We start from the raw sequence: 13,452 nt of genomic DNA on the forward strand, positions 1-13,452 counted from the left end.
AAGGCAGTGCCGCAGAAACTGTCACCAAATAATTCTGAGGATATCCACATCTGTCCATCTGTCTATACCCCACACAATAACAGTTGTCCAGAATCCAAGCAATAAAAATGGCCCAAACGGCAAACAGCTAATTCTCCCACTATTTTTAAAGAATCTAAAGAGACCTACAAATATCAGGATGCAGAAACAGAATGCCACAAGGAAGGCACTAGAGATTGCAATTATAGGGAAGGCAGGGCCCAGATTCGCCGCACACAAGAGCAGGGCAAGCGATAACTTTACATCCCCCATTCCCATACCGCCAAAAATAGACACAATAAAAAGGAATGAGGATAGGCCAATTGCGATAAGAGCAGAAAGGACAATATCCAAATTGGGGTGAACAATCTGATCCGCAAGTAACGCCACAATGCCAATTGCGATAAGCGGAAGCGTAATTGCATTGGGAAGCCGTAACTCTCTGATATCAGCTCTAAACAAAGCAGGAGTCGAGACGAAAATCGCGATAAACGCAAGGGTGGCAAAGGGAAGTCCAATAATACCCAGACCAATACCAGTCAGGATAACGATAAGTGCATAGATAGAATATGCCACGGGTTTTGTCATGGGCTTTACACTACACCGCGCGGAGAATACTAAAACAGGTTTTCAACAAACGTCTTAGTTAGTGACACAAGAAGTGATTTGGTAAACCTTCACGGAAGAAGATCAATAATAAAGTTAATAGTCGACTTGAGTGCCCTTCTTATCCTGCCTGGCTTTGATCTTTTACCCGTATCGGCATCTGTATCATCCGACGAAAGTCCATCAGAAGCGTTATGCATCACCAAGTTACCGGCTTTCACATCTCTGGTTTTTCCTTGAGCGGAACCAAGGATAAAGCCTTTCTGGGTATATCTCATAGGCTTGGGTAACTATATCTGTTAGTTCCTTTGGTATTGGTCCATGTCTTCTTATATGTAGGTTATAGAGGAGTTTGCGGACTAGGAGGGCGGGGAAACCATCGAATGCGAACGGGAATATGATCGATGGGAGAATCGTAAAAAAACAAGTGTAAAAAAGGCAAGCAAAGAAAGATAGCGCACCGAGATACCAGGCACTAATCGGGGTTCCAACTAGAAAAAAAATGCATACAGCCATGGTAGCCACATACACTCTGCTCCATTTTCTGCCATATCTTGTAACAGTGTCAAGCAGAAGGATTTGTCTGCGTTTGGTTGGGTTTTGGAAAGAGGGGGTTTGTGAGTAATAGGAGTAGCGGAGGAAGAAGGATCGTTTATCAATTCCCCAATCATCGAATAGCACGAGAGTATACTGTGAATGGTGCATAATTAGTGCTACGCAAAGTGCCACCAGAGCAACCACCAGAGCAAGTAAGAGCGGTTCTGTAAGTTGGATATAGGAAGGTACACCCAACAGAAGACATAAAATACCCCCTTCGACAGAATACTCATAAAAATCAAAGATCAACGTACGTGCAGTACTATCTCTGTAATATTTCCTAACTAATCCTGCCATGAACAGTCTTCTCTTATGTGGTCTTGTAAGGAGAAAGAGATAGGTGAAGAAACCTGTTAGGAGGGGAAAGAAGGATGATTGTCTGTTCATCGCGTCAGCACCCACAGCAGGCGAGTTGCACGAAGTGCATTACATACGCTTGCAACAAAGCCACCTGGGTTAATTGCATTTGGTTCTGAAGGGATCAAAGCGGATGTAGCGGGGTTGGAAGGGAGGGCAGGCGCTCAAAGACTCCATAAATACCTCAAATGGGGGCATAGCGGCGAGAGACGCTTTGGCAAGTTTCCCTGCTAACTTCCTTTGCAATTTACTCAAAACAATGTCAAACGCGAGCTTCAGGGCGGCCTTAACCGCAAGACCGGCGCCGAAGGAAGTGCCCGCAGCAAGGGCAACTTGTTCATGCCATTCCAGTTTTATGTAGAAACCCCATGGGTCATCACCCCAGGAAAGTCTTGTCTGTGTCTGTTGTGTTACATGTGTAAGGGTTACAGTTACACCATCCTTGGTTAGGGTTATTGTTTCTTGTCTCTTGTTACCTGTTACTTGTTTGGTGAATCCTGCTTGTTCTAGTTCTTTGATTATTTGGTTTGTGCCATCAGCTGTCAACCTTGTGGCTGTTTCTTGTACGTGCTGCGTCTCCGCGCTAACAGGCCCGATTGCGATCAGAGACATTAAAGGGATTATTAGCAATGCGGCAAGAATCCTCATTTTAACCACACTCATCACCATTACACATATTCAATCATTACAGACTCGCCCTCTCTCTGTAATGGACGCCTACATTTTAACACATGATCCACGCATTGTAACACCTGATTTAACACATAAAGCTGAGTGCAGGTCTATGCATTACAGATGAAGGTTACACACGCAACAAAGCCTTCGGTGCCTGGTGGGTTCGTTTGCACGCCCTGTAACTCTTAGGCGCGAGATACCTGTCGATGGGGTCATGCGTTGCACCTGCTGTGCGAAGAAAACCCGCCATGCTCCATATGTAAACATGTTACCGATGTTATGTAATGATGACTGTGTAATGAAGCTTATAAACGTGTTGCGCTGACTGACTAAGCGGGCACGACTAGATATCAACCCACGGTGGTGGAAAAATACTCTTTACACCGCTCAACATCAGAGCGAATGGCTGCCTTTAACGAGTCAATAGATTTATACAACATGGTATCTCGCAAGTGCGCGATGAACTCAACGTCAATCCGCCTGCCATACAGATCAAGTGAGGAAATATCCTCATAAAGCGCATGGGCCTCTATTTGCGAAAATTCCAAATCACCGAAGGTTGGATTTCGGCCTATTGAAACCGCTGCGGGATAGGATCGGTCAGAAATTATTCTGCCGATATACACCCCATCGGCCGGAATAAAGCCCGAGACGTCCTTGCCTAAATTAGCAGTAGGAAATCCCAATTCGCGACCACGCTTTTTGCCGTGCACAACTGTCCCCGTACAAACATGGTTCCTGCCAAGGCAGCTTGACGCATTGCCCACTTGACCCAGAGATAAAAATTTACGTATAAGCGTCGAAGAAATATTTGTCTTGCCAAATTGTATTTTTGGAATTACTTCAAGATAAAAGCCCAATTCGCGCGCAAGTTTCTCCAAAAGCATCGCATCACCAAGCCCACGAGCGCCAAAACGAAACCCATCTCCAATAACGATCGAAGACATATTCAATTTCTCAAGCAAAACTTTATGTACAAAATCTTCAGCCGACATTGACGCAAGCTCATCATCAAATCTAAGAATAAGACAGTTAGGAATATTGCAATTCTCTAAAAGAGAAAGCTTCTGCTCCAAACTGCAGAGGGGCGCAAAGGACATGTCTTTTTTAAAGAAAGTTTTTGGATCACGATCAAAAGTTACTACAAGCGCAGATGTGTCCTGATTCTGTAATGCTACGATTCTTTCCAACAAACGCCTGTGGCCGAGATGAACTCCATCAAATTTCCCTATCGTTAAAGCAGTACGCTTATCCCGCCCAAGGCAATCAAAACTTCTAAAGACCCTCACAGTGTCCGCTTACAATTATTCTCTCGACCCGATTAGGTAAGACGCCAATCAATTGGAGCGGAACCAAGGTCTCGTAAAAGGTCATTTGCTTTACTGAAAGGCTTTGATCCGAAAAAGCCCCTCGTGGCCGACATAGGACTTGGATGAACAGATTCGAGTATGGCAACCCTGTCACTCTGTAGAACAGACTTAAGCTCCTGTGCATGCCTGCCCCACAAAATCGCAATCAGCGGAACATCGCGGGCCGCAAGAGCTCTAACGGCAGTCTGTGTAATCTCTTCCCATCCAAGACCTCTGTGACTTGAGGGTATGCCCGGGCGGACCGTTAAAGTCCTGTTCAAGAGCATAACACCGCGTTCCGACCAAAGACTTATATCACCGTGCTGTGGCGGATCAAGGTTCAGATCACTTCGATACTCGGTGTATATATTTTGCAGACTGCCGGGAAGCGGACGCACCTTATGATCGACAGCAAAGCTAAGACCAATTGGATGCCCTTGGGTTGGATACGGATCCTGGCCAACTATAAGAACCCTTACAGAGTCGAATGGATAGCGAAAAGCCCTGAGAATATTACGCGGTGCCGGTAAGAATGACTCACCCTTTGAGCGAAGTGACCGCAAGCAATCTCCCATTGCAGCGAGATTGGATGAAACCGGCTCCAGAGCAGAAACCCATGTCGCATGAATAACGCCACGTTGCGCCAAAACATGAAGATAGCCCATCCCCAGCTAGAGAATGCCACCACGTCTAGTATTTCTGAAATATGCCAATAGGAACGCGACAGCACAGTATGCCAATACAACCGAAAAGCCTATATAGGGAGATGTGTACCCAGAAAGTGCATGTTCACCCGGTGTAGTCGGAAAGAAGTTAGTGGCACGCGTAACTGCACCGGGATACGAAAACCAGACAAAATTCGGGATAAGAAGCGAAAGCACCGGATCAGCGACGAAAACATATGGAAAATAGACCGACATAAAAACAACAGCACCGCGCAAAGCCCAGCCAAGAAAATACGCCATGAGGCCAACAACACTCGATACAGGGATACAAGACAAAAGCGACAAGAAGAGATCAGAACTAAAAGCCTTCGCAACCGGGTAGCCGGCAAAAGCCAGAAAGACTGAACTGAAAAGAACCGACAGAACACAAATAGCCAGCACAAAGAGCGCAGACAGAACAACAGCCTCAATAGCTCTTAGGAAAAAGAACCTACGCCAATCGCCAAGCAATAGCGTGGCACGAAGAATATACCCACTTACAAAATCCCTAGAAATAAACATAATCCCCACAGCCGGGATAAATATGGTAATGGTCGAGACCGGCATGGAAACAATGGCCTTACTGACGGATTCGTGAGAGACACCTCCTTGAGAGACTAATAACCAATTAGACAATGCGGTCAAAATGACGAGAGCAATATTGATTGAAAAGAATACCCAAAGATACGCAGATCTGAGAGATCTAAGGAAATCTATATACAAAAATCTAAAATTATCCATACTGAACCGCACTATCATCTGTAAGACGGAAATAAGCCTTCTCAAGATCCCCACCATCCTTGGCCAGGTCTGCAAGATCACCATTATAACGAAGCTGCCTCTTCAGGATCAGAGTGCGGGTTACAACCTGGGAGAGCTCATGATGATTATGGCTCGATACAAAAGTTGTAAGACCGCGCTGCGTCCTGGCTTTTATAATTTCCCTAAGCCAAGTAATACCCTCAATATCAAGACTGTTCGTTGGCTCATCAAGAACCAAGAACTCTGGAGACAGCATCAGAAGACAAACAAGAAGAACCCTTCGTTTCCAACCCTGGGAAAGCGACTTGAAGCTCTTCTTTCTCTTGGAAGCAAGATCAAAATCATTTATGTACCTATAGACATCACTGTCATTCAGTTGCCTATGCCTCGCCTCAAGTGAGAAATAACGAATAACGCTAAGGCCATAGGGAACAGCCGGGATATCAAGCATAATCCCAGTATTAAGACCGCGCTGCGTCGGTGTGCTTAGAACCGAGTGAAAGGCTATTGCCCCGGAGGACGGTGGCATAAAGCCAAGAATCAGGTTGATAAGGGTAGTCTTACCACCACCGTTTGGACCGATAAGGCCGACACAGTCACCCGCCCTAACCTCGAAACTCACACCTTCTATGGCGGCATCTTTTCCGTAGAACTTTGAAAGGCCATCCACAGCAAACAGAAGCTCGCCTTTTTTTACACGCGACTCGGCAATATAATCCAAAAGCTTTGCCACTTCACTCCCCTGCCATTCACAAACGGACGAACCAAATAGCAATTCAGACGCACATCCGGGTTCCACCGAATGATCAAATTGTATAAGAAAATCTCAAAAAAGAAAATACCGAGGACTGCACCTGGATAAAAGAAAGCAAGACCTGACCCACTTGCCCTAAATCCAAGTTCAACCATAAAGACACCGACTAATAACATGTGTATCTTTATGGCAAGATATTGAATTCATTCTAAGTTTGCGACTGCACCGTGGTCTTTTGGGATACGTAAGAGAAACCTAGAGATAACACCCGCGATAATTACAATCAACGAAGCAATGGCAGGTGGGATAAGTAAATAAAACTTTTCTGGAATAAAGCCCCCTCGCACAAAGTACAGTGCGGTTCCAGAGAAAAACCCAAAGAATAAGGATCCAGCCAAGATATAACTCCTTGCAAGAGCAAGAATCCTATAAGCAAAGGCTGGATTTATTGCCCTCTTGCCCTTTACGAGAACGAGTTTTATTCTAATCGCGAGAATAATTTGTATCAATGCAAGAGCCAAGCAAGCAAAAACAAAAGTGTACGACGGGACAAACACACTGTATCCAAGTTCAGAAAGAACCTGGCTTGCTAGGGCAGCGATTACAGCACTAAAAACAATCAGTGCCGCGACGAGCGCTGCGGTTTTATTCATATTTTCCGTGTGGCTCTGTTTTTCCGCGTGATTCTGTGTGTGACAATCCAGCATCAAAATCCTGTTCAGAATCATAATTCTGGCCCGCTGACGGAGTAACATACGCTTTATTATGCGCTGAACAATTGTTTAGTCTGGTAATAGAGTGCCTGAATAATTCATACCCGGAATCTCGAAGGGTAGCAACAGAGCTTATTTGATCCTCAGGAAGACCATGTATCAAGTCAGTAATTGGGCCATGTCCGGGGATATGCAGATCAGGATCTATACTCTCAAGTGGCAAAAGCGCAAAGGCTCTCTTACTGAGCCTTGGATGTGGAATACATAACCCGTGTTCAGTAATTTGAACCCCCTCCGCGAGCAGGATATCAAGGTCAATATGCCGATTAACAAACCCATCCTGAGTGTGCGCCAAAGTTGACGAATGTAAAGGCTGTTGGATGCCTTGGCGTCCGGCACAAGGATAATGTAACTGGTTAGGATTATCGCTAGTTGAATCAGCCTGGTGGGCGTCTTGAGCGGAAGATAAACTGTGACGAGTTCTACTGTGACGAGTTCTTCCAAGCTTTTTCTCTATACAAAGCATTAAGGCAAGCAAATCCTGCATGGATAAAGCAGTATCGATTGCGATTGCAGTATTCAAAAATACCGGTAGAGATTCATCAAGACTCTCGCCAACAACGGCGGTGGTTCGGAAAAGCCTGCCGAGTGAGACAAGTTCAATCATTGGATGATCTGCAATATCCTTGATCGCGCGCTGGACATTATCCAGGCAATTACCTACATTTGCACCGATGCCTATATAGACCCTTGTTACACTTTCGGAACGCACTTTCCTAACCGTGCACGATAATTGAAGGCCTGTAAGATTTGTGTGTTCTTTAGCATAATCACCTCTGGTATCAGGTTTATGCATAGCATGACAGGCGGCTGTGTTACTTTGTTTCATATAAGCGAGCGGAGGGTTTGGCTTTGTTATGCTGAGGCTTACCCACTCAACCATTGGATCTAGGACGGCAATCTTTGCAAGGTGATCAGCGAGTGTCTCAATAAGATTCACAGATGATGCGGTGGCATATTGCACAAACTTTCCAGTCAATGAGTCATAGTCTAGGGTTGAGTCAATCTTGTCTTCTGGAAAATGTTTTAATTGAATATCTGCATCGATAATGAATTGCTGACCGTAGTCCCGCTCAGAACGATACACCCCATGATATGCATACACGCGCAGACTTCTTATCTTTATAACGGGCGGGGCAATCATGTTGCGGACTTGACTCACGCCACTTTTTAAAGAAGCTCCTGTTTCAGAATTGTTGGTGTGGTTACTGGAGGCAGTGGTGTCATCAGTGTTGCCTTGGCCGGGTATTGCGGTGTCTATTCCGGTATTTGCCGCCCGTTTGTGGGCCTGATATACCGAGCCGTATTGCGCAAGCTGTAGAGTCCGCAGCGCCGTGTGAGCTGAGGCAACATCATGTACACGCACGCCCCATGCTCCACGTGTTATGGCAATAGCACTCAGTATCCCGCTTGGCAGATCGCGCGCAAGTATTTCGCGGTTATCCAACCCTCCAACATTCTTAGAATCTTTAGGAGAAAAATCATGCCCCTTAAATACTCGACTCAAAAACCTCTTGCGCGAAAGACCAATCAGCACGGGAAAGCCCAGCTTAACAAAGCAATCAAGGTTTCTGAACAACTGCCAATTATGGTCACTTGTTTTAGAAAAGCCAAAACCAGGATCAAGGATGATCTGGTCGCTCTTTACCCCAGCGGCAGTAATACGCTCGATATCAAACTTAAGCTCTCGAAGAACATCACTCACAACATCGTCGTAATGAGCAAGGCTATCCATAAACATGGAGTGCCCACGCCAATGCATCGCGATGTATTTACAGCCTGCATCGGCTATCACTCTTAGCATGTCCGGGTCGGCTTTGCCCGCTGATACGTCATTTATAATGGCAACACCCATGCTAAGGCCCTCTTTTGCTGTGTCTGCATTCATGGTGTCAAGACTTACATGAATACCTTCGGATAGAAGTTCCCTAACTACGGGTAAAACCCTTTTTTTTTCTTCTTCCACGCTAATCCGCTCAGCACCCGGGCGTGTCGATTCACCCCCAACATCGATTATTGAAGCACCCTCAGCAAATAACTTTCTACCTTGGGTAATGGCAGCAGAGGGGTCTAAAAACAGTCCACCATCACTGAAAGAATCATCGGTTATATTCAGAATGCCCATTACATTAGGAGGTGGAAATGGGTCGGGAGTATAGCTCATGTTCATCACAATACACGTTAACCCAAGCGAAATAGCAGGTACACGCTACCGGATTATTGTCATAAAAGAGATGATATCGGCATCTCCTATACCCCGATGCGCGAAGGTCGTAACTTCTGTATTTCCAGCTTCATCCAAAATGCAGGTATGCCGGGCAGCAAGTGACACAAGAACGCGGCGCGCACAAAGGCCCGTATAAATCGCATCAGCTATTTGATCTGTTACGCGCTCCTGAATGCTAAGGCGCCGCGCAGCACATCGCACCAGGGAAGTGAGATTACCTAGGCCTGCAAGAAACTTCCCTGGTTCATACAGCAGATTCGCCGTGCCCACAAATGGTAATAAGTGATGTTCACAGATCGATCTGAATGGTATATCGCGCAAAATCACAATCCCCTTTTGTGTGTTGGGAATTAGGTCAACAAGGCAATCTGCTGGATTCGTTTCACTACCAGAGATAAGAGACTCAAGGCCAGAGGATGCAATAGAAGGAGTCTCCTTTAGCCTGCCTACGTCCTGCCCAAGCGCGGACAGCAAATTCGCCACCGCGGATTGCGCCGAACCACTCTCAAATCTACACAACTTCGTCACCGAATGGCTGAACTTATTCCTGAGTCTCCGAATCCTTCCTCGGGCGCCTTGCTGAAGGCAACCTACGTCTGTTGGAAGTTCTCTTTGGCGATTTTGCGGTCACTTCGGAATCGGGCCCCATCGCACTGTACTTTACGGGTGGTTTATTACTCGGCTCGCGATTAGGGGCGGACTGCCAAACATGACGCTCAGGCAATTTGCGAACACCTTTGAAAATCTCAGCAATTTCATCCTGATTCAGAGTTTCTTTCTCAAGAAGATTTAGGGCTAAATCGTCCAAGAGGTTTCTATTATTGCTTATCACTTCCCAAGCCTCGTCATGGGCATTCTGTATAAGCGCCCGAACCTGGACATCAATCCTTTCCGCAGTAACTTCAGAATAATCACGAGCGGTCATTTGACCTACACCCATAAGCGTTTCGTTATGTGCGTTACCAAATTTCACTGCACCCAAATCTTTACTAAGACCAAATTCGGTTACCATCTTGCGGGCGATACTGGTTGCCTTCTCAATATCATTACTTGCACCTGTCGTGGGGTCATGAAAGACAAGCTCCTCTGCGGCGCGACCTCCCATTGCATATGCCAACTTGTCAAGTAATTCATTGCGCGTAACTGAGTAGCGATCCTGGACCGGCATAACCATCGTGTAACCTAGGGCCCTGCTGCGCGGAAGAATAGTGACCTTCGTAACCGGATCCGAATAACGCATAGCCGCGGCGGTCAAGGCGTGTCCAGCTTCGTGATAAGCCGTAACAAGCTTTTCGTGATCCGTCATAACCCTGCTGCGGCGTTGAGGCCCTGCCATAACCCGATCAACAGCCTCATCAAGCGCGCGGTCATCGATTATCTGGGCATTGCTCCTGGCTGTAAGAAGCGCAGCCTCATTTAAAACATTGGCAAGATCTGCGCCTGTAAAGCCAGGGGTTTTACGAGCTAACACTTCAAGATCAACCGACTTACTAACAGGCTTCGTGCGTGCATGAACTTGAAGTATTTTTAGGCGACCCTGCAAATTTGGCGCATCAATTGCAACATGTCGGTCAAAACGACCGGGGCGCAATAGCGCAGAGTCGAGAACATCAGACCTGTTTGTTGCGGCAATGAGTATTATGTTTGTTTTAACATCGAATCCATCCATCTCAACCAAAAGCTGATTGAGGGTCTGTTCGCGTTCATCATGACCACCACCAAAGCCTGACCCACGGCGGCGACCCACGGCGTCAATTTCGTCTATAAATATTATCGAAGGAGAATTCTGCTTCGCTTGCTCAAACAAATCCCTGACGCGACTTGCACCAACACCAACAAACATCTCAACAAAATCAGAACCGGAAATTGAGAAAAACGGGACGCCGGCCTCACCGGCAACTGCACGAGCCAAAAGGGTTTTTCCGGTCCCCGGAGGTCCGAACAGTAAAACCCCCTTTGGGATACGCGCACCGAGTTTGCGGTATTTATCAGGGTCGCTTAGAAAATCCTTTATCTCCTGAAGCTCCTCAACGGCTTCATCGGCGCCTGCAACATCTGTAAAACGCACCTTGGGCATTTCCTTGCTAACAAGACGTGAGCGCATCCTAGAAAACTGGGCAATCCCCCGGCCGCCGGCAGCTTGCGGACCTGCCATAAACCAGAGAAATAGTCCAATTGCAGCAATTGGCAATAGCATGCTGATAATAGACCCCCAGACACTGGGCGCTGGCACTTCATCTGTAAAGCCATCCTTTATTTTTGCTTTGTTTACGGCATTTACGATCTCGGTAGCACGCTGACTGACATAATTGAACTGTACTTTTGTTCCGTGGTTCTTGTAGGGGGTCGCAAGCTCCAGATCAACCCTCTGATCTCTGTCAACTATCCTCACGGACACCAGGGAGTCGCTTTTTATCAGCTCTAACCCCTCTTCGGTGCGTATAGATTGATATGCATTTGTGAGAAACAGATTGACAGCGACCCAAACCCCCACAACAAGGAGCACGATATAGAGCACAGGGGATTTTGTTATCTTCGACAAGATTATTGCTCCAAAACGTACACTGACTTCAGATTACGATATTTCTCGGCGTAATCCATACCATAACCAATAACAAACTCATCTGGAATATCAAAACCCAGGTATCTGACGTCAGTGCCCCTCGCATGGGGTTTGCGTAACAGAACACATGCCTCGATACTTGCAGGACGTCTCTCGCGCATCTTGGCCAAAAGCCACCCGAGAGTTAGACCACTATCAACTATATCCTCAATAATAAGGACATGCCTATCCCTTATGTCGGCGTCTAAATCATGGACAATCCGTATACTACCGCTGCTAACAGTGTCATTTCCGTAGGATGATAATGTAACCCACTCTATTCTGAGATCACTGCTCAAAAGCCTGCTTAGATCAGCCATAAGCATAATCGAACCCTTTAAAACCCCGAGCAGAACAATCGAGGTTCCACGATAATCCTCGTCTATCTGCAAAGCGAGCTGTGCAAGTCTCCTATGGATTACTGCTTCTGATAAAAGCGGCTTCATATGCTTACAGTTTACCGCGTAAGGTGTGCATGTAAATGTAATTACCAACCCTCTGTGCCGTAATTAACCGTGGCAGGTTTACATGCTTTATGTCACAAGATGAGCACAGTAGTCTCTCTATTTGACGGGTGTGTTTAAAACTCAAACTAACAGTAAAATACTGTAGGGCAGCAAGTCGTATAACCCTAAGTCGAATAGGTACTGGGGTTTTTTGAAGAGTATTAATCGGCAGCCTAATTGACCAATCTGATTCTTTAGACGCTATCTCATCGAGCAATTCATTTGATAAATGATCAAGATATTCAGTATCCAATTGTGCCAACTTAGCGGTTCGCGATAGCGCGTATTTAACACCCGGTCCAATTTCATTTTCCAAAACCGGCATAACATTGTGACGAATCCGAACACGCGAAAAACGCACATCCTCATTATGAGGATCATTCCAGTAATCGAGCCCATAGAACTCACAAATCTTACCTGTTTCATGCCGGGTAATATCCAAAAATGGCCTTATAAACACGCCAAAGCGCGAATCTATATCTGCGTTTGTGAAGCGCGTTGCGGAACCCTCCACGCATTTACAAGATGGGTGCGGAAAATAACTTCTGTTCTCATTGCGCGGTTCGGGAGGCGGTGGGTACGGGCGTGAGTCACATGAACACCGCTGTGTTGAGTCACATGAACACCGCTGTGTATTGTGGGCATACACGGCGGTGACGGAATTACACGCCTTATTATTCATGTATCTGCAATCTTCCGGAGTGTACGATACAGCCTTCATACCTCGCAAACTTGACGGGCCCGAACCGCGCATGAGGCCGAGTAAAACCGTTTCTGCTTGATCATCGAGTGTATGGGCAAGGATAATCGCATAAGCTTTAGTTTCTTCAAGAGCATCATAAAAGGCAGCATAGCGTGCAATGCGGGCAGACGCCTCTGGCCCAGCAGATACTCTCGAGGGCGAGACTCTCTTTATCAGAATGGGATTTAGTGCAAACTGCTCTGCCCGTATTCTGACTTCGTCAGCAATGCGTGCAGAATTCTCCTGCAAACCATGGTCTACCACAACGGCACCAACGCGTCCGTTCAGGCGCGGAATAACCCATGACGCGATTACCATAGCGGCCAGCGAGTCTCTCCCGCCAGAAAGAGCAATCAAAACGAGTTGATTATGCAAATCCGCTGGAAGGGTGTTTAGCATAGCGCGCCGTGCATTTGCAACTGCAGGAGTTATGCGGGGCCTGTGCAACACGGTACTTCAGTGTACCGTGTTGACATATGAGTGTATAGTACGGCTAGCAGTGGTAGAGAGGTCACGATATGCGGTATATGTAAGGGTGTCGGTATATGTAAGGGTAGCTGTGTGGGGTTTTAGGCCAGCACCTGCGTTGATATGTGTTTGTTGTGTGATAGTCACAGGTAACCAGTTGCGAACCGGGGGGTTACGTATACTCTATGTGTGTTACAGGTTGTGCAGTATAGGTTACAGGTTACGCACCGGCGAGTTACCGGTTGCACGGTTATGTGCAACACGTGACGCACCATGAGTTACAGGTTGCGGGTGTGCGTATTACACGTAACA

14 protein-coding genes are annotated in these 13,452 nt (G+C 46.5%); all 14 read right to left on the reverse strand.

The window, feature by feature from the left end; all coding sequences use genetic code 11:
- Positions 1-21 precede the first annotated feature (21 nt).
- Positions 22-606 carry a prepilin peptidase gene (locus TWT_RS03245; protein ID WP_011102655.1) on the reverse strand — a complete coding sequence of 195 codons (585 nt, stop codon included), beginning with the start codon at positions 604-606 and terminating at the stop codon, positions 22-24.
- A gap of 89 nt (positions 607-695) precedes the next feature.
- Positions 696-845, reverse strand: coding sequence for a hypothetical protein (locus tag TWT_RS04905; RefSeq protein ID WP_155105145.1), 150 nt, complete (start codon positions 843-845; stop codon positions 696-698).
- Complete coding sequence (locus tag TWT_RS03250) at positions 832-1,608, reverse strand: hypothetical protein (RefSeq protein WP_044143963.1); 777 nt, start codon at positions 1,606-1,608, stop codon at positions 832-834. Before TWT_RS03250 ends, TWT_RS04905 begins: the two co-directional genes overlap by 14 nt.
- Before the next feature lie 69 nt (positions 1,609-1,677).
- Positions 1,678-2,247 carry a membrane protein gene (locus TWT_RS03255; protein WP_011102658.1) on the reverse strand — a complete coding sequence of 190 codons (570 nt, stop codon included), beginning with the start codon at positions 2,245-2,247 and terminating at the stop codon, positions 1,678-1,680.
- A gap of 356 nt (positions 2,248-2,603) precedes the next feature.
- On the reverse strand, positions 2,604-3,542 hold the full coding sequence (ribF, locus tag TWT_RS03260; protein ID WP_011102659.1) for a riboflavin biosynthesis protein RibF: 939 nt from the start codon (positions 3,540-3,542) through the stop codon (positions 2,604-2,606).
- A 32-nt stretch (positions 3,543-3,574) separates the two neighbouring features.
- Positions 3,575-4,267: a uracil-DNA glycosylase gene (locus TWT_RS03265; protein WP_011096139.1), complete on the reverse strand. Its 693-nt coding sequence runs from the start codon at positions 4,265-4,267 to the stop codon at positions 3,575-3,577.
- A gap of 6 nt (positions 4,268-4,273) precedes the next feature.
- Positions 4,274-5,047 (reverse strand): ABC transporter permease, encoded by a 774-nt coding sequence (locus tag TWT_RS03270; protein ID WP_230453630.1) that lies wholly within the window; start codon positions 5,045-5,047, stop codon positions 4,274-4,276.
- The gene (locus TWT_RS03275; protein ID WP_155105176.1) at positions 5,040-5,801 is read right to left on the reverse strand and encodes an ABC transporter ATP-binding protein; all 762 of its coding nucleotides are present in this window, start codon (positions 5,799-5,801) and stop codon (positions 5,040-5,042) included. Before TWT_RS03275 ends, TWT_RS03270 begins: the two co-directional genes overlap by 8 nt.
- 224 nt (positions 5,802-6,025) lie before the next feature.
- Positions 6,026-6,475 (reverse strand): DUF3180 domain-containing protein, encoded by a 450-nt coding sequence (locus TWT_RS03280; RefSeq protein WP_155105146.1) that lies wholly within the window; start codon positions 6,473-6,475, stop codon positions 6,026-6,028.
- Positions 6,468-8,759: a dihydropteroate synthase gene (folP, locus tag TWT_RS03285; protein ID WP_230453631.1), complete on the reverse strand. Its 2,292-nt coding sequence runs from the start codon at positions 8,757-8,759 to the stop codon at positions 6,468-6,470. The genes TWT_RS03280 and folP overlap by 8 nt, the downstream gene beginning before the upstream one ends.
- A 45-nt stretch (positions 8,760-8,804) precedes the next feature.
- Positions 8,805-9,350: a GTP cyclohydrolase I gene (locus TWT_RS03290; RefSeq protein ID WP_011096134.1), complete on the reverse strand. Its 546-nt coding sequence runs from the start codon at positions 9,348-9,350 to the stop codon at positions 8,805-8,807.
- Positions 9,351-9,363: 13 nt separating this feature from the next.
- On the reverse strand, positions 9,364-11,364 hold the full coding sequence (ftsH, locus tag TWT_RS03295) for an ATP-dependent zinc metalloprotease FtsH (protein ID WP_011102664.1): 2,001 nt from the start codon (positions 11,362-11,364) through the stop codon (positions 9,364-9,366).
- Between the two features lie 2 nt (positions 11,365-11,366).
- Positions 11,367-11,870, reverse strand: a complete 504-nt coding sequence (gene hpt / locus TWT_RS03300) for a hypoxanthine phosphoribosyltransferase (protein WP_011096132.1) — start codon at positions 11,868-11,870, stop codon at positions 11,367-11,369.
- 4 nt (positions 11,871-11,874) lie between these two features.
- Entirely contained in the window at positions 11,875-13,122 is a 1,248-nt protein-coding gene (tilS, locus tag TWT_RS03305; protein WP_011102666.1) for a tRNA lysidine(34) synthetase TilS, read from the reverse strand.
- Between the last annotated feature and the right edge of the window lie 330 nt (positions 13,123-13,452).

It is taken from the genome of Tropheryma whipplei str. Twist, from assembly GCF_000007485.1.
Lineage (GTDB): Bacteria > Actinomycetota > Actinomycetes > Actinomycetales > Microbacteriaceae > Tropheryma > Tropheryma whipplei.